General features: G+C 57.4%; 13 protein-coding genes. 9 read left to right on the top strand and 4 right to left on the bottom strand.

Annotation, left to right across the window (positions count from 1 at the left end; translation table 11 throughout):
* Positions 1-7 precede the first annotated feature (7 nt).
* The 3 genes from HY36_RS15505 (at position 8) to ald (ending at position 5798) form a co-directional block, all read left to right on the top strand.
* Positions 8-3145 carry an efflux RND transporter permease subunit gene (locus HY36_RS15505; protein WP_035554722.1) on the top strand — a complete coding sequence of 1046 codons (3138 nt, stop codon included), beginning with the start codon at positions 8-10 and terminating at the stop codon, positions 3143-3145.
* Positions 3142-4560 carry an efflux transporter outer membrane subunit gene (locus tag HY36_RS15500; protein WP_035554721.1) on the top strand — a complete coding sequence of 473 codons (1419 nt, stop codon included), beginning with the start codon at positions 3142-3144 and terminating at the stop codon, positions 4558-4560. Before HY36_RS15505 ends, HY36_RS15500 begins: the two co-directional genes overlap by 4 nt.
* Before the next feature lie 122 nt (positions 4561-4682).
* Complete coding sequence (ald, locus tag HY36_RS15495) at positions 4683-5798, top strand: alanine dehydrogenase (RefSeq protein ID WP_035554719.1); 1116 nt, start codon at positions 4683-4685, stop codon at positions 5796-5798.
* A 17-nt stretch (positions 5799-5815) separates the two neighbouring features.
* Here ald and HY36_RS15490 read toward each other — a convergent pair whose 3' ends face one another.
* The 3 genes from HY36_RS15490 to HY36_RS15480 form a co-directional block, all read right to left on the bottom strand.
* Positions 5816-6559 carry an aminotransferase class IV gene (locus tag HY36_RS15490; protein ID WP_162176013.1) on the bottom strand — a complete coding sequence of 248 codons (744 nt, stop codon included), beginning with the start codon at positions 6557-6559 and terminating at the stop codon, positions 5816-5818.
* 65 nt (positions 6560-6624) lie between these two features.
* Positions 6625-7209: an anthranilate synthase component II gene (locus tag HY36_RS15485; RefSeq protein ID WP_035554717.1), complete on the bottom strand. Its 585-nt coding sequence runs from the start codon at positions 7207-7209 to the stop codon at positions 6625-6627.
* Positions 7206-8579 (bottom strand): anthranilate synthase component I family protein, encoded by a 1374-nt coding sequence (locus tag HY36_RS15480; protein ID WP_162176012.1) that lies wholly within the window; start codon positions 8577-8579, stop codon positions 7206-7208. The genes HY36_RS15485 and HY36_RS15480 overlap by 4 nt, the downstream gene beginning before the upstream one ends.
* 181 nt (positions 8580-8760) lie before the next feature.
* Between HY36_RS15480 and HY36_RS15475 the strand changes: the two genes are divergently transcribed.
* The 6 genes from HY36_RS15475 (at position 8761) to HY36_RS15450 (ending at position 16568) form a co-directional block, all read left to right on the top strand.
* On the top strand, positions 8761-9408 hold the full coding sequence (locus HY36_RS15475) for a PepSY-associated TM helix domain-containing protein (protein ID WP_035554715.1): 648 nt from the start codon (positions 8761-8763) through the stop codon (positions 9406-9408).
* A gap of 62 nt (positions 9409-9470) precedes the next feature.
* Complete coding sequence (locus HY36_RS15470) at positions 9471-10211, top strand: ImuA family protein (RefSeq protein WP_051602869.1); 741 nt, start codon at positions 9471-9473, stop codon at positions 10209-10211.
* Positions 10099-11823 (top strand): Y-family DNA polymerase, encoded by a 1725-nt coding sequence (locus HY36_RS15465; RefSeq protein WP_420896680.1) that lies wholly within the window; start codon positions 10099-10101, stop codon positions 11821-11823. Before HY36_RS15470 ends, HY36_RS15465 begins: the two co-directional genes overlap by 113 nt.
* Positions 11820-15077 carry an error-prone DNA polymerase gene (locus HY36_RS15460; protein WP_035554711.1) on the top strand — a complete coding sequence of 1086 codons (3258 nt, stop codon included), beginning with the start codon at positions 11820-11822 and terminating at the stop codon, positions 15075-15077. Before HY36_RS15465 ends, HY36_RS15460 begins: the two co-directional genes overlap by 4 nt.
* A gap of 81 nt (positions 15078-15158) precedes the next feature.
* On the top strand, positions 15159-15605 hold the full coding sequence (locus HY36_RS15455) for a hypothetical protein (RefSeq protein WP_035554709.1): 447 nt from the start codon (positions 15159-15161) through the stop codon (positions 15603-15605).
* Between the two features lie 21 nt (positions 15606-15626).
* On the top strand, positions 15627-16568 hold the full coding sequence (locus tag HY36_RS15450; protein ID WP_035554706.1) for a hypothetical protein: 942 nt from the start codon (positions 15627-15629) through the stop codon (positions 16566-16568).
* A gap of 5 nt (positions 16569-16573) precedes the next feature.
* Here HY36_RS15450 and HY36_RS15445 read toward each other — a convergent pair whose 3' ends face one another.
* Positions 16574-18067 carry a PepSY-associated TM helix domain-containing protein gene (locus HY36_RS15445; RefSeq protein ID WP_051602868.1) on the bottom strand — a complete coding sequence of 498 codons (1494 nt, stop codon included), beginning with the start codon at positions 18065-18067 and terminating at the stop codon, positions 16574-16576.
* Positions 18068-18078 lie beyond the last annotated feature (11 nt).

Raw genomic sequence — 18078 nt, 5'->3', positions numbered from 1 at the left:
CTCACTCATGGCCAAATTTTTCATTGATCGCCCAGTGTTCGCCTGGGTGATTGCGATCATTATCATGCTTGCGGGCGGGATGGCGCTTCGGTCGCTTCCAGTCGCGCAGTATCCGGACATTGCTCCTACCACGGTAAGCATCAATGCGAGCTATCCCGGCGCCTCAGCCGAAGCCGTTGAGAATGCGGTAACCCAAGTTATCGAACAGCAACTCACCGGGCTGGACGGACTGGACTATATTTCCTCTTCCTCAAGCTCGGACGGCGTTGCATCCATCACGCTTTCCTTCGAACCCGGCACCGACCCTGACATTGCGCAAGTGCAGACACAGAACAAGATTTCCCTGGCCACACCTCTTCTGCCAGAGCAGGTTCAGCGTCAGGGCGTGACGGTCAGCAAGGCGAGCGGGGGCTTCCTGCTGGTAACGGCTGTCTACTCGCCAAACGAAACATTCAATCAGACGGATTTGGGCGACTATGTCCAATCGAACATCTACGACACGATCAGTCGTCTGGATGGTGTTGGGAATGTCCAGGTGTTCGGCTCCCAGTACGCAATGCGGGTTTGGCTCGAACCTGAAAAGCTCAATCAATACGGCCTGACGCCGTCTGAAGTCGTCCAAGCCATCGAGGCGCAGAACGCACAGATCGCCTCGGGTGCCCTCGGCGGCGCGCCCTCAGTACCCGGCCAGGAAATCAATGTGACGGTGACATTGCAATCGTTGCTGACGACACCAGAACAATTCCGCAATCTGCTTATCCGCACGACGTCAGCTGGCGGCTCTGTGAGACTGCAGGATGTAGCGCGAGTTGAATTGGGCGCACAGGACTACTCCTTCATTTCTCGCTTCAATGGCTATCCATCAACGGGATTCGCCGTCACGCTTGCGACTGGCGCAAACGCGCTCGACACTGCCGAACGAGTGAAAGAAGCGATGGGCCACCTCGCGGAAGATTTCCCCGCAGATATGGAATACGTCTTCCCGGTGGATGCGACCCCCTTCATCGAGACCTCCATCCACGAAGTAGAAAAGACACTTTACGAAGCCATCGCACTGGTCTTCGTCGTTATCCTGATATTCCTTCAAAGCTTCCGCGCGTCATTGATCCCGATCATTGCCGTGCCTGTAGTGTTGTTGGGAACATTCGCCGTGCTGCTGGTATTCGGCATGTCCATCAACACGTTGACCATGTTCGCCATGGTGCTCGCTATCGGCTTGCTGGTTGATGACGCGATTGTCGTTGTCGAAAACGTTGAGCGCGTAATGCATGAGGATGGATTGTCGCCTTATGATGCGACCGTCAAATCCATGCAGCAAATCACCGGCGCACTTGTCGGAATTGCCGTCGTGCTCTCAGCCGTTTTCGTTCCAATGGCGTTTTTCCCCGGTTCGGCCGGCGTGATCTACCGCCAATTCTCAGTGACAATCGTGGCCGCCATGACCTTGTCGGTAATTGTAGCTGTCGTGCTGTCTCCAGCTCTCTGCGCCACGCTGCTCAAGCCTTCTCACGGGAATGGCAAGTCGTGGCTCATGGCTCCCGCGAATGCCTTCAATGCCGGATTTGACAAGCTGACCAGTGGCTATGAGGCGGCGGTCACCCGGATTGTGCGTCGGCGCTGGATCATGCTGGGCGTATTCGCAATAATCATCACCCTGACCGGCCTGATGTTTGTCCGCTTGCCCACCGCGTTCCTCCCAGACGAAGACCAGGGCACAATGATGACCATCGTTCAGCTACCGGAAAGCGCCACACTTGAACGCACAGCTTCCGTGCTTGACGAAGTTCGGGGCTATTATGCTGAAAACGAAAGTTCCAACATCAAGGGCCTCTTCACGGTCGCCGGCTTCAGCGTCGTCGGGGCGGGCCAAAACAATGGCATTGCCTTCGCAGCTATGAATGATTGGGAAGAGCGCCCCGGTGCCGAAAACACTGTACAAGCTATTGCGGGCCGCGCATTTGGAGGCCTCTCCCAAATCGATGAGGCAAACATCTTCCCGATTGTTCCGCCTCCCATTCAGGAAATGGGCAACTCCAGCGGATTTGACCTATACATCAAGAACACTGGCGGGCTGTCCCACGAGGAGTTCCTCAATGCACGCAATCAATTGCTCGGCATGGCCTCTCAAGACCCGCGCCTGATGGGTGTACGCCCGAACGGTAGTGATGATGGCCCACAATTCAACATGCATCTGGACTACCAGAAGTCTCAGGCCCTAGGTGTCTCGGTCGGGGACGCAACAAGTCTGCTGTCCATCGCTTTTGGTGGCACCTATGTGAACGACTTTCTGGATCGTGGACGGATCAAGCGCGTGTATGTCCAAGGCGATGCAGACGACCGCATGCAGCCAGACGATGTCTCGAACTGGTTCGCACGCAGCAATACAGGTGAGATGGTTCCACTGGACGAAATCGTATCCGGCGAATGGAGCTATGGCTCTCCCCAATTGCAGCGCTTCAACGGCGTTTCCGCCATGAACATCCAGGGATCGCCAGCCCCCGGACAGAGCTCGGGAGCTTCGATGGACCTCATCGGCAGTCTGGTCGACCAGCTGCCGGGCGACATCACCTATGAATGGAGTGGCCTCAGCCGTCAGGAGCAACAAACCGGAAATCAGGCGACCATGCTCTATATCATGTCTCTGCTTTTCGTATTCCTTTGCCTCGCGGCCCTCTATGAAAGCTGGACAGTGCCAATTTCGGTACTTCTCGTTGCACCGCTCGGCGTTACAGGCGCCGTCGCCTCGGCAAACCTGTTCGGTCTGGCAAACGATGTGTTCTTCCAGGTGGGACTGTTGATGACGGTCGGACTAGCCTCGAAGAACGCAATTCTGATTGTCGAATTCGCACGCACACTTGAAGAAACCGGCAAGGAAGTCGTGTCTGCCACGATTGAAGCGGTCCGTCTTCGTATCCGCCCCGTGCTGATGACATCCCTGGCCTTCGGCTTCGGTGTACTGCCATTGGCGCTAAGCTCAGGTGCGGGATCTGAAAGTCGTAACGCGATGGGCTGGATCATGATTGGTGGCGTCATTGCCGCCATGACGTTCAGCCTGCTGTTTGCCCCCCTGTTTTATGTCATCGTTCGTCAGGTAACCATGCGCCTTCGCGGCCAGCGTCCTGCCAATACTGGAGAGACCGCATGACCCGCCACCACTATCTCGCCGCTTCCCTCAGCGCGCTGGTTCTCACAGGCTGTGTCAATATGGCGCCGGAATATGAGCGCCCCGTAGCCCCTGTTCCGGCGGAACTGCCGGTTGCTGATCCTTCCCAGGAAGGAGCCTCGACACTGACTTGGCAGCAGGTCGTCCAGTCCGAAGAGCTTCAGGAGCTGATCGCCTTGTCGCTTGAACAGAACCGCGACTTGAGAACGGTCGCCGCGACGGTTGAAGTGGCCCGCGCCAATCTCATCACCGCGCGGTCGGGCTTATGGCCTTCATTCAATGGCTCAGGCAATGCGCAGATTGGCGACACTTTTGATGACAGCTCAGCGTACTCATCAACGTTCAGCGACAGCACATCCGCGCAGATTGGTGTTTCCGCATGGGAGCTCGATTTCTTCGGGCGCATCCGCAACACGAATGACTCGGCACTGCAGACTTATCTCGCCAGCGTAGAAGGTGAACGCGCGGCGAAGATCTCGCTCGTTGCATCCGTGGCTGAAGCCTGGCTCCAACTGGGTGCGGACAAGGAATTGTTGCGCCTTGCTCAACAAACCGCCGAGAGCCAGAAAGAAAGCTTGGAGCTCACTCAGGCCCTCTTCGACGCCGGGACGGCCAGTGAGATTGACCTGCGACGTGCCTCCGCATCCGTTGCGTCTGCTCAGGCTCAGGCTGCTACATTCGAAGCGAATGTACGGCGAGACATCAATACGCTCCGTTATCTGGTTGGCACGGATCTGCCGCCGGCAATTGAGGCAAGCGTGGCGCTCTCACCTTCGCCGGTACAATTGAATTTGCCAGTCGGCCAATCATCCTCGGTTCTGTTGCGTCGTCCAGACGTTATCCAGGCTGAACGAACATTGCTCGCTGCAAACGCTAATATCGGCGCGGCACGCGCCGCCTATTTCCCGTCCGTATCCTTGTCTGGTGGTGTTGGGGTTGCAGGAGGCGACATTTCGGACCTGTTCGAAGGCGACTACGCGTCAGGTTGGACGTTTACGCCGAGCGTCTCAATCCCGATTTTCGATTTCGGCGCCCGGCAAGGAAACCTTGATGCCGCCCGAGCGAACGCTGACGCAGCCATCGCCACCTATGAAGGCGCTATCCAGCAGGCCTTCCGGGAGGTTGCCAACGCACTCGCGGTCTCAGAGACAATTTCGCGCCGCCTGGATGCGCTTGAACAACTGGCGGAGGATACCAGCGTGACACTGAATCTGTCTCAGGAACGGTTCAAGTCCGGGTTGGACGACTATCTGACCGTGCTCGATGCTCAACGCGAAAATTATGACGCCCAACAGCAACTCATTCAGGCAAATCTGGACCATGGGCTAAACAGCCTGGCGCTCTATCGGGCCTTAGCAGTTTGGAAAGAGCCAGCAGGAAGCACACCAAGCGAATAGAATATTTTTCGGAGATTAGTTTTTCTCGCGGCACAATTCATACTAATTTTCTGGACATTAGGGCATAAAATATACGATATCCGCGAAAATAGAGGTAACATCACCTGCCGGGAGTTGCGAGCATGCGGATTGGCGTTCCAAAGGAAATCAAGAATAACGAATTTCGGGTAGGCCTGACCCCGGAAAGCGTCAGCGAGTTTGTCGCGCGTGGACACACCGTTCTAGTCGAAACTCAGGCCGGCATGGGCATTGGCGCTGCAGACGATGCCTATCGCGCCGTTGGTGCTGACATCGCGGACACGGCGACAGATGTGTTTGCCAGCTCAGACATGATCATCAAGGTGAAGGAGCCCTTGGCACCGGAGCGCGCCATGCTTCGCGAAGGTCAGATCCTGTTCACTTACCTGCACCTCGCCCCGGATCCGGAACAGACCCAGGATCTGATGAAATCAGGCGCAGTTTGCATCGCCTATGAAACCGTCACGGATCGCACAGGCGGATTGCCCCTGTTGAAGCCCATGAGCCAGGTGGCCGGTCGACTTGCTGTGCAGGCTGGCGCGTCTGCACTCGAAAAAGCCAAAGGTGGCCGCGGCGTTCTGATCGGCGGTGTTCCGGGCGTGCGCGCGAGCCGTGTGGTCGTAATCGGAGGCGGTGTGGTTGGCTTCAACGCGGCTCAAATGGCCGTGGGCATGCATGCCGATGTGACCATTCTGGACCGCAACCCCGATGTGCTCGAACGCCTCGCGACGCATTTTGAAGCAGGCGCAAACACGGTCTACTCCACGCGTGCCACACTCGAGCAGGAAATCGCGCAGGCTGATCTCGTGATCGGCGCTGTGCTCGTACCCGGCTCTGCAGCGCCGAAGCTGATCACCCGCGAAATGCTTTCCATCATGCAGCCCGGCGCCGTCATGGTGGATGTCGCGATCGATCAGGGCGGCTGTTTTGAAACCTCAAAGCCGACTACGCATGACGCCCCAACTTATGTGGTGGACGACATTGTTCACTATTGCGTCGCAAACATGCCGGGCGCTGTCGCCAGAACCTCTACCTATGCCCTCAACAATGCCACACTTCCACATGCGCTGCGGATCGCTGACAAGGGCTGGAAAGATGCATTGAGGTCAGATCCTCATCTGACAGCGGGACTGAACGTATGGAACGGAAAGGTCACGTGCGAAGCGGTGGCTGAAAGCCTGAAGCTAGATCTGACGCCTCTTACCGCAGCCCTGGCCTAATTGCGACGACTGCGGGGTCAGCGACCAATCAACTGGCTCCGCAGCGCTTCACACCCTTCAGGCAGCAACGGCTCAAAGTGAGTGGCCTCAAATCCCGACACAGGTTGAAACAGTCGCAAGCTGTTCGTCAGGAAGACGCGATCAGCAGCCAACAAATCACTGCGCGATACTGACCTTTCGGAAACTACAAACTCGCCGATGTATCCCCGCTCAAGCACCCAATTTCGTATCACGCCAGGCAAGGCTCCGTCATCAATGGGTGACGTCACGATATCTCGTCCCAACTGAACGAAGACGTTTGCCGCTGTCGCACAGGATAGATTGCCTCCCGGCGAAAAGAAAAACGCATCTCCAAACCCGGAGGAGACTGCAGCACGTAGAGCAACAACATTATCCGTATAAGACAAAGTCTTGTGCCGCGCATTTATAGAGGTCGGATTGCGCAGAATCTCGCTCTCTTGGACGTGCACGGCGGGCAAAGGCACGCTAACATCATAGTCTGTCAAATTCGCCAAAATTGTCGCGCCACCGGACACTTCTCCGGCCAGCCCTCTACCGCCCGCGCCTCTCGTGACGGTAACGCGCAGCGCTCCGGATGATTCGGGCGGGGCAGCTTGGTCCATCGCCCCCTCAATCTGAGAGCGTTGCAGAGGGATGCCAAGAGCGACAGCGCCATCCAGAAGGCGATCAATATGCGCGTCACGCATCATGATCTGCCCACGAACTACCAAGGACGTGTCGAACACTCCGTCTGCCAGCAACAGCCCTCGGTCTCTGACATCGAACGAAACGGAATGAACCGGACTGGATGATGGTTGAAACAAGTTCATAGTCGAGGCCACGTCTTACTGAGTTGCACGAAGTTGCCAATCAACTCCGCACCATATTCGGTCAGGATTGACTCTGGATGGAATTGGACACCGAAGAGCGGTTTCGAGATATGCGAAAGCGCCATGATTTCACCTTCAGCAGATACCGCGTTCACCATGAGTTCGTCGGGCAATTCATCAAACTGTGCGACGAGGGAATTGTACAGCCCAACCTCGTATGACCTTGGCAGCCCTTCAAACAATTTTCCACTCTGGACGGACAATTTTGTCGTGCGGCCATGCCTCGGATGACCAGCCCTGACAATCTTGCCGCCATACACTTGCGCAATCGTCTGGTGGCCGAGACACACTCCGAGAATCGGCAACGCATCGCTGAAATGGCGCACGACATCGAGGCAAATTCCGGCCTCGTTCGGTGTACAGGGTCCCGGTGAGAGCACGAGCGCGTCTGGTTCCAGATCGGTTATCTCACTCAGCGTGACGCGGTCACTATCGATGACCATCACGTCTGCGCCTGCACAGGTCACATACCTTGCCAGGTTGAATACAAAACTATCGCGATTGTTGAGAACAAGGATCATGACGAGTTCTCTTGCGCAAATAGCCCAGGCGCTATCCGCTCCGCCTTCAACTCCGACTCGGCGAGTTCACCTTGCGGATCAGACATCAGCGTAATGCCTCCCCCTGCCAGCAGCACGCTCTCTTCAGGAAGATGGTCTATAGTACGTATAAGGATGTTGAAATCCATCGCACCATCGAAGCCGACATACCCAACCGCTCCGCAATACGCGCCGCGCGGTCTTTGTTCCAGTTCGTCAATAATCTCGATGGCCCTCAATTTGGGCGCCCCTGTGATAGATCCGCCAGGAAACACTGCTGAGAACAAATCAACGCCGTCCTTGTCTTCGGCCAGATCGCCTTCGATGGTCGAGACAAGATGGTGAAGATTGGAGAATGTCTCAAGCCTGCAGAGTGACGTAACCTTGACCGAATCTGGCGCACACACGATTGATAGATCGTTCCGCAGGAGGTCAGTAATCATTATATTCTCTGCACGGTCCTTCTCGGACGCCAACAACTCGGCCTGAATGTTAGCGTCGACTTTCGGGTCTGATGCCCGCCGCATCGTCCCCTTGATCGGTTCTGCGACAACACGCCTATCAGCCGACACAGAGATCAATCGCTCCGGTGACGCGCTGGCCAGTATTCGCCCACCAAAATGACCAAAAGCCGCGAACGGCGCGGGTGTTCGCTTTCGCATCTCGAGATAATTGGTAAACGCATCATCTGCGCCCAACTTCTCACTTATCCAGTTTTGGGCAATGTTTGCCTGATAGATGTCGCCATCCAATATGTATTCCTGTGTACGCTCAACCGCTTTCACGTAGTCGATAGCCCGGTCAGGACGTTCCCATTTAACCGACGCCACAGAGGTGGCTAGTCCGCCTGATCCCGAAAGGGCTGCCATTACTTTCGATATTCGCTGATCTGCAAGATCTTCGTTTTGGCCTTCATCAGGAGACGTGAGACCAGCGGACATAATCCAGGTCTTTCCCTGCACATGATCAAACGCCAAGAGCGTGTCGTACAAACTGAATTCCGCCATATCGGATTGTGCAACATGGCGCGAATGGAACCGGCTATGGAAGAGTGGCGCAGCATCATAGGCCACATAGCCTGCTGCGCCGCCCTGAAACGGTGGTCCGCCAGAAATTCGGGTTCGAGGTCGTGCCGTCACCCACCGGCGCAACATATCCATGCTGGCAGCAAATTCAGTTTCGGTCGCCTGGGCGGTCAGGCGCATGGTCGAAACCGGCGCTACACAAAGATACGACCATCGCGACGATGGGTGATCCGGATCTGCACTATCCAGCCACAGCATGCCCGGCTCACGATGGAAGACAGCTGCAGCATGTGCAGGATCACATTGATCTAACAAAACGTAACGCATTCGGACCCAACTCAGAGATGAGAAACCTCTACAGATCAATAGAGTGCGCGACATAAAAGGCACGTAATGATCGCAGCAAATTCATGCGAATGACTTGCAAGAGCATTTCGGGCCGTGTTACGACGCCGGGCAACAGTGGCGCGCACCTCCCCACGCGACATCAATAGCGGATTCTGTCTCCATGAACTCTTCTCCTGCCGCCGCTGCCAAGCGGGCTTCCTTCAAGATGTTCGTCAAGCGTCAGGTGCGTACAATACATTGGATGTCTGGCGCGGTCTGTCTGGTCGGCATGATCCTGTTTGCGTCTACGGGGATCACTCTCAACCATGCAGGCATTCTGTCTGCGAAACCAAAAGTGGTTGAGGGAGAAGTCGTGCTGCCAGAGGAGATGACACGCCAGCTTCAGGAGACTCTGGAAGACGGCACGCAATTGCCTTTGCCGAAAGAAGTCGCACGTCACCTGAAGTCTGAGACTGGCTTCGATTTGATCGGTCGCACCGGGGAGTGGACCGAGTACGACATCAACATCAGTATTGCCCGCCCCGGTGGCGATGCCTGGGTCAGCATCGATCGCGAAACAGGCGACGTCCTGTTCGAGAAGACCAATCGCGGCGTGGTTGCCTACCTCAACGACTTGCATAAGGGCCGCAACACGGGAATAGCCTGGACGTTATTTCTGGATCTGTTCGCGATTGGCGTGATCATTTTCAGCGCGACTGGTCTATGGCTACTGCAGATGCAGGCCGCTCGCCGTAACAGCACATGGCCATTGACAGCACTAGGCTTCGCCCTGCCCGTTATCCTTCTCCTGATCTTCGTTCACGCCTAAGGAATTTCACCTCAGCAGCGGCGCGCAGTTGACTCTTCTGCGACAGAACAAATAATGAACACATGGAGCATGCACCACTTCCCCTGAAGGATGTTTTTCATCTGTCACCCCCCCGGGACCGGCCCAGTCTGGCCTTCCCCCTCGGGCTGGGGGATGCAGGCCTGCATGAAATCTGCGAAGCCTCGCATGGGGATTTCGCCGCCATGACGGGCTTTGCCCTCGCGGCCAGAGCGCATCGCAAAGGCCCGATTGTCTGGATCCGCCAAGCCGGCCTGAAACAGTCTCATGGTCTCCTCCTGCAAGCTGGCTATCGGGAGATCTCAACAAATATATCCCCCTGCCTGACAATCACGCCCCGCAAACTTTCCGAAACCCTCTGGGCGACTGAAGAAGCCATTCGCTCAGGTGTCGCAGCGCTTGTTATCGCAGAACTGGAAGACACCGACTTCACAGCATCTCGTCGCTTGGCATTGGCCGCCGGTCGCCACGGCGTGCCTGTGCTTCTGCTAATGCCTTACAGCCGTGATGGTGCCACCGCCGCCAGTGCCCGTTGGCGTATATCCCCCCGCCCGTCCTCCCCGAACCGTTACGACCCGAAAGCCCCCGGAGCGCTCCGCTGGAAGGCTGTGCTCGAACGGTCCCGCCAGGCCCCGCACATGGCCGGGCAATCCTTTGATCTGGAGCTTGATGATGAAACGCTATCTTTGCGTGTGGTGTCCGGATTGGCCGCTGACCCGGTTGCGACGCGCCCGGCGTGGGCACAGGACCGGATCGGCCCGTCCCACCTCCGACAAAGCGCCTGACCCCCACCAACCCTTCGTGTTGCTGGAAAACGGCGCCAAGGGCCTGGGCGTAGCGGCCGCCAATGAACCTGCCCGACAATTGGGGGTTACAGAGGGACTGGCCTTTACAGACGCCCGCGCCCGCGCGCCCAATCTCGTCGCCGAGGATCTGGACCCCGTCGCCGATGCGAAGGCCCTCGCAGCCCTTGGTGACTGGATGATCCGATTGTCGCCACTTGTCGCGATTGATGGCACAGATGGACTCATCCTTGAAACAACGGGATGCGACCACCTCTATGGTGGTGAGCACGCCATGATGGAAATGCTTTCCAGCCTGTTGCAACGAAATGCCATTTCACACCAATTGGGGCTTGCCGGCACACCGGGTGCAGCCTCGGCCCTCTCCCGCGCTGCGCCGGGCACCTGCCTGAAGGAAGGCGAAGAACAGGCTGGCCTTACTGATCTGCCCGTGGCCGCCTTGCGCCTGTCTGCTGATGCCGAAACCCTGCTAAGGCGGTTCGGGCTGACACGGATTGGCCAGCTCTACGGTATTGACCGCAGGGCGTTGGGACGGCGTTTTCAATCACGATCCGCCGCCGATGCTGTGCTTCTCCGGCTCGATCAGGCCCTTGGCCTGCGCCATGAACCCCTTGCGCCTCTGCGCCCGATGCCACTTCGGTCAGCCCGGCTGAACTGTCCGGAGCCCATTGCCACCAGCGAAGCTATCAAAATCGGCCTTGAACAGCTAACACAGGAAGTGTGCGAAGCGCTCAGCGCCACAGGGATCGGCGCACGATGCTTCCTGCTTACGGCTTTCAGATCAGATGGCTCCCGGTCGGACATCGCTGTGAAAGCCGCCCGCCCTGTACGTGAGCCGAAGCATATTCTCCGCTTGTTCCGGGAACGGATTGACACGATTGATCCAGGATTTGGCATAGACCTCCTCCTGCTCGAAGCCCACCGCACCGATGTCATGGAAACCAGCCCCATGGCGCTGTCAGGCGATCTCGCCTCAACCGACATGGACGCCATTGCCTTGTCCGCCTTGGCCGACCGGATCGCAGCCCGGCTTGGAGAGGGGGCGGTCAGCCGGGTCCAGCCACGCGAAAGCCACATGCCAGAGCGCGCCGAGCCTCAGGCGCGGTTTGACGGGAGCGTTCCAATTCCGGCCATACCCAGCCCGACTGCCGGGCCACGACCCATCCGCCTGCTACCCTCACCGGAACGGGTCACAGTTATGGCCGAAGTGCCTGACGGCCCGCCCTTGCGCTTCATCTGGCGACGCGTGCCGCGTACAGTAACCCGCGCCGACGGGCCAGAACGCATAGCACCAGAATGGTGGACTCATATCGCCGCCCCCCAAACTCCCCCCGCACTAGGTGGGCAGGCCCGCCCCTGGCTAACCCCCAAAATGGATCCCCGTGCGGATGCCGCACAGATTGCCCATGTCCGCGCTGACCTCGAAGCCATGCTGGACGCCCCCTCCGAACCGGTAAAACTCCTGCCCCGCGCACGGGACTATTACCGTGTCGAGGACGCATCCGGACGACGATACTGGCTGTTCCGCGAAGGACTTTACGGAGATGGTCGCGGCGGACCACCGGAATGGTATGTCCACGGTCTTTTTGCATGACTGAGTACGCAGAACTCTCCGTCACAACGAACTTCTCATTTCTGCGTGGAGCTTCACACGCAGAGGAACTCGTCCTGACCGCCAAACAGCTCGGGCTCACAGCCGTCGGTGTTGCAGATCGCAATACGCTCGCGGGCGTCGTGCGGGCGCACATCGCAGCGAAAGAGGCTGGCCTACGCCTTCTCATCGGCGCGCGCCTTGTCCCAACCGATGGCCCGGAACTGATTTGTTACCCAACTGACCGGGCCGCTTATGGCCGGCTGTCACGTCTCCTTTCAGACGGAAAGCTGCGCGCGGAAAAGGGCGACTGCCTGATCACGCTGGACGATATTCTCGCACATGCAGACGGACAAGTATTCATCTTCCAGCCACCAGAACGGTTGGACACGACCTTTGCAGAGACACTGGAACGCTTCGCAGCGCATACGCCGGGCAATGTCTACGCTGCTGCAACCTATGCCTATCATGGCCGCAACCGTGAACGGATCGCTCGCATTGCCGATTTCTGCGCGCGCCACGGCGTACCAATCATTGCGACAAATGATGTCCTCTACCACACTCCGGAGCGACGCCCCCTGCAGGATGTTCTCACCTGCATCCGCACGCATTGCACCATCGAACAGGCTGGCTATCAGCTGGAGGCCCATGCGGAACGCCATCTGAAAAGTCCGGAAGAAATGGCGCGCCTGTTCAGAGGCTTTGAGCCTGCTTTGCGCCGCACCGTCGAGATTGTGGATCGCTGTCAGTTCAGCCTCGATGAATTGGCCTATGAATATCCTGATGAGCCCGTGCCTGCCGGAAAGACCCCACAGGAACACCTGACTGACCTTACTTGGAGCGGCGCACATTGGCGCTACCCAGAGGGCGTTCCCGGCAAGGTCAGCGCCGCCCTCAACAAGGAACTCGCCCTGATCGAGGAGCTGGACTATGCACGCTATTTCCTGACCGTACACGACATAGTTGCCTGGGCACGCGAGCAAGGCATTCTCTGTCAGGGGCGTGGCTCGGCCGCGAACTCGGCAGTCTGCTATTGTATCGGGATCACGAATGTCGATCCGGCCCTGACCAGCCTTCTGTTTGAACGTTTTCTCTCCAGAGAGCGCAAGGAGCCGCCAGACATCGATGTCGACTTCGAGCATGAGCGCCGCGAGGAAGTCATCCAGCATGTCTACAAGCGCTATGGCCGTCACAAGGCTGCGCTGACAGCAACAGTGATTTCCTATCGCCCCCGTTCTGCTGTTCGCGAGGTCTGCAAAGCACTTGGCCTGACCGAAGATGTTTCTTCTGCACTTGCCGGAACGGTCTGGGGCAGTTGGGGCAGCGCCATCAATCCGAACCAGATCCGGCAGGCCGGACTGGACCCGGCCAATCCCATGATCCGCCGCGCCATCCTGCTGACCCAGCAATTGATTGGCTTCCCTCGCCATTTGTCTCAACATGTTGGCGGCTTTGTCCTGACACGCGGGCCGCTGGTCGAAACAGTCCCTATAGGGAATGCCGCGATGGATGAGCGCACATTCATTGAATGGGACAAGGACGACATCAATGCACTCGGCATCATGAAGGTGGACGTGCTCGCGCTCGGCATGCTCACCTGTATCCGCAAGGCATTTGACCTGCTTCAATTGCACAAGGGGCTGGAGTTCTCGCTCGCCACCATTCCGCAAGATGATGTGGCGACCTATGACATGCTTTGCGAAGGCGACAGTCTGGGTGTCTTCCAGGTCGAAAGCCGGGCACAGATGAACATGTTGCCGCGCCTTCGCCCGCGCACCTTCTATGATCTCGTCATCGAAGTGGCCATCGTGCGGCCTGGCCCCATTCAGGGGGATATGGTCCACCCTTATCTGCGCCGCCGCAAAGGGCTGGAAACTGTAACCTACCCGTCTCCAGCGCCAGAGCATGGCCCCCCAGATGAACTGGAACGCATCCTCAGCCGAACATTGGGCGTGCCCTTGTTTCAGGAACAAGCCATGCAGATCGCCATGGATGCCGCGAAATTTTCAGCCGACGAAGCCAATGGCCTGCGCCGCGCAATGGCCACTTTCCGAAAAGTCGGCACGATTGGAAACTATCAGGACATGATGGTCGGTCGCATGATTGAGCGGGGATATGATTCCGCCTTTGCCGCACGTTGTTTTGATCAGGTCAAAGGGTTTGGTGAATATGGCTTCCCGGAAAGCCATGCAGCCTCCTTCGCACACCTCGTCTATGTGTCCAGCTGGTTGAAATGTCACCACCCGGATGTTTTCTGCGTTGCGCTGCTGAATAGCCAACCCATGGGGTTCTATGCTCCGGCCCAGATCGTTCGGGATGCGCGGGAGCATGGCGTGGAGATTCGTCCCGTTGATGTGAATTTGTCAGATTGGGATAATACGCTGGAGCCTACCGATGGCAGGTATTGCGCAGTACGGCTCGGCTTTCGGCAAGTTGACGGCTTGCGCGAAGACGAGATGGAAGCGCTGATGGTGGCGCGGGGACATGGCTATGACCGGCCGGACGACATACGCCGCCGCGCACGCGTCAGCCGTCGATCATTGGAGTTGTTGGCAGCGGCGGACGCCTTCGGCTCCATGCAGCTCAGTCGGCGCGAAGCCCTGTGGAGTGTACGCGGCGAGGCCAGCGGCAACACACTGCCCCTGTTTGCAGCTGCGGACGCTGCTGAGCAGGGCCAGGAACAAGCCCCTCAATTGCCCATCATGCCTGCGTCAGAACAGGTTTTGCAGGACTATCAAACCACGCGTCTCTCTCTCAAGGATCACCCGATGTCTTTCCTTCGCGAAGCCTATGAGCGGATGGGCGCTGTTTCGACACGCGAGGCCTGTAGCCTGGCAAATGGCGCGCGCGTCCAGACAGCCGGCGTCGTACTGGTTCGCCAGCGCCCCGGCTCAGCCAGCGATGTCTGCTTCATTACAATTGAAGACGAAACAGGCATCGCCAACCTCGTCGTATGGCCAAACGTATTCGAGCGATTCCGTTCTGTGGTGATGGGCGCGCGCATCCTGCTGGTGAAGGGGCGGGTCCAGACCGCAGACAATGTTACCCATATAGTCGCAAATCAGTTGATCGACCGAACCGGAGACTTGGCCTGCTTGTCCGAAGACGCGCATCAAGACCCGCTGAAGCAGGCCCTTGATCGCGCCGATGAGGTCACCCGCCCCATTCCGGAGCGCAAGGGTCCGCCCCCCCAGCGCTCAGGCGGACGCCACCCGCGCAACGTCCGGGTCATTCCTCGAAGCAGGGATTTCCACTGACAGGGCCTGAAAGAAGCCCCCATCAATTGACATATCATTATACCCTTTTACCGTGGTGGAAAATCTACGGAGCCTCCCGCCATGAATCAAACCGCCCAGCACTTTCCCTTACTCGCGCGCGGCTGTGGCAGCTGGACAGGAACCTACACCCACATAACTCCGGAAGGTGACGTGCTAGACCGGCACCAGGTCGACACGCATTCGTCTTTTCCGCTCGAAGCAGATGCAGACTTCGTTCTCGATATCCGCAACACCTGGAGCGATGGACGGGAGACACGCATAACACTGAAGGCAGATCACAGGAACAATCGCCTGGAATGGCAAGATCGCCTCGACGGCTGGATGGAAGAGGTCGACGATCGGACAGTGTATCTCAACTTCACCTATGCAAATGACCCCTCCATTCGAGTTTGTGAGATGATCCAGATCAGTGAAGACGGCCAAAGCCGGGCTCGCACATGGCACTGGTTCAAAGATGACAAGCTCTTCAAGATCACGCTGACAAACGAAACGCGCTCCACATTATAGTCCGATCAAGGATCTGGTTTCATGACCTCCCCAAGTCAAACCCCGAAAACTCTCCGCATTCACGGGCCCATCATCTCGTCGAGCGACGTAGAACGACACATTGCACTCTTCGCCGCATTCGGCCTTGAGGAAATTGGTCGTCTGGAACGGACCGCACCGGAAACCTCCGAAATCTGGGGAACACAGGATCAGGAAAGTCTGGAAGTCACGCTTCAAACGCCCGGAACGCAATTTGGCGTCAGGCTCATCCAATTTTCCCCCGGTACGGATTTCCAGATCCGGAACCCGGCGCGTGGTTCCGATAGCAATGCCCTAAAAGTGATCGACTTTTACGCACCTGATCTTGATGCGGCCATGGCTGAAATCGAAAAATCCGGATTCCGCTTCAAAGCAGAAGTCGCAGACTATGACACACCAGAAGGACGCTTCCGTGAAGCGCACCTGTGGGGACCAGACGGAGTTGTTTGCGCGCTTATCAGCGGTGATCCTGACAGGTTTGAATCTCTTGCGACGGTTCGTGACAGACTTGTCAGCGAGCCCCAAAGCATTTCCGGCCCCGTACAGGACCAGGAGCCCACATTATCCTTTCTGGAAGACGTGTTCGGCCTGACAGTGATTCATCGATATGGACTTGACGATGAGAGCTTTGACGCACTTGTTGGCAGTGCGGATTCCATGAAGCTAAGAGCCTGGAATGTTGGTACAAAGACCAGTGAGCCCTACTTTGGGATCATAAACTACGGCTTGCCCGCGGGCTCTCAGACGTCCGTGTTCGAAACGGCCCGGCCTCCCGCTCGTGGACTATTGGGCGCCACGCTATTGGTGGAGGATATTGCTCCTGTTTCGAACCATGCAAAGGTTGAAGCTGTTGAACAGAACCTTCCCGGAATCGGACGCTGCAAGTCAGTAATCCTACAGGGGCCAAACGGCGCATGGTTCCAGGCTCTTGAGACGAAAGAATAGCGCCCTCAAGCCGCCTCAGTCTCAGAGGCGCGCACGCTGCGGGGTAGCTCCACGAACGAGCCGACTGCCCTGAACACGAACAATGCGCCAATGACAACAAGGCCAACAGACACGCCAACCGCGTATGGATTTGACCACACCAGTTCGCCGCGAATGAGATGGATCGCCGGCGCGGCCAGCATGGCAAGACCAGCGCCCCCTCTGTAAAGTCGCCCTGCTTTCGCTGCCGTCAGCCATACGCAGGCGGCTGCGGCCAACAGGATCGACCCAAGCCAGTAGACCGCGATCAGCATGGCAACACCTATACCCATCAAGCTGGCTGTGAGCGTCACAGGCAGCATTGCGGTGCTCCCCCATATCCAGCCGCTCCACATCGCCTCAAGCCGAGGGGCCGAGCGTCCCTTTTCCCGACGTTTGAGGAAATAGATATTCAAGCCCGTCGCAACGATGATGCACAGCATGATCCCCAGACCAAAGTAAGCCGCCTTGATCCAGAGGCCACCATAGTCGCCAAAGTGCAATTTATACATCGACAGCGCGATCTGCTGCCCTGCCGGACCATCAGAATTGTGACCGGTTGCGAGCAATTCGCCATCTGTTGAGTAAGTGTATGTCTCTCCATAAATCAGGCGGTCGGTTTCGTCGCTATAGAACTGGATGTGCTGGCTCTTCTGTCCAGGTTCATGCACCACGATCAGAAACGGATTGGCATCGACGACATCGCGCGACAGATTGATCATCGCCGTGTCCACGCCCGTCAGCGGCACGGGTGTTTCATCCGGCTCAAGCACCTCGCCGCCAAAGATGGCTTCGCTCAACTTGCTGGTATCACCGCCATAATTTGTCTGCGCGAACACGAGCGCCGCCACTCCGAACAAACCGATCATCGCTCCAGTTCCGGCCACGGCCACCAGGAAAGGTGTCGTCCAGACGCTCAACCGATTGTGCAAATCCACTTGCGCCAGCCGCGCCTGACCTGAACGCTTGAACCGGAACGCATCCCTGAAAATGCGTGGATGCGCCAACAGGCCAGAAATGGCCATAGAGACGAGCATCACGCCAAATATCGCTACGATTATGATGCCAAAACTGTGCGGCATGGTGAGATAGTAATGAAGCTCGATCAGGAATTCGTTCCACGGCGCTTCCAGCTTTGCAACAAACGTCCCGGTCTCACTCACGGCGTAAGACCCGTTGTCGCCGCCCACGACATAGCGCGGCCAATCCTCACGAGGGAGATATACGTACAAATGGGTCGTATCCGGATCGCGCTTCAGCAATTCATCGGCGGAAGACTGCACGATTGCAGGATCAACCGAATGTACGACCGGCGTGTTCGCTTGCTCCCACCACTCGATTTCGTCTTCAAAGACCGCGACCGTTCCGCTGAGGCACAGAACGAACAGCAATGCGCTAATTACCAACCCCATCACAGAGTGCGCAGACAAGGCAGAGTCCACACGTGCGCTGGAAGATTTTGGCCAGATCGTTTTTGCCATGAGCTTGTCCC

Origin of the sequence: Hyphomonas atlantica corrig., from assembly GCF_000682715.1 — a bacterium.
GTDB lineage: Bacteria > Pseudomonadota > Alphaproteobacteria > Caulobacterales > Hyphomonadaceae > Hyphomonas > Hyphomonas atlantica.
Note: the sequence above shows the minus strand (reverse complement) of the source record. Positions and strands in the feature narration are given on the sequence as shown.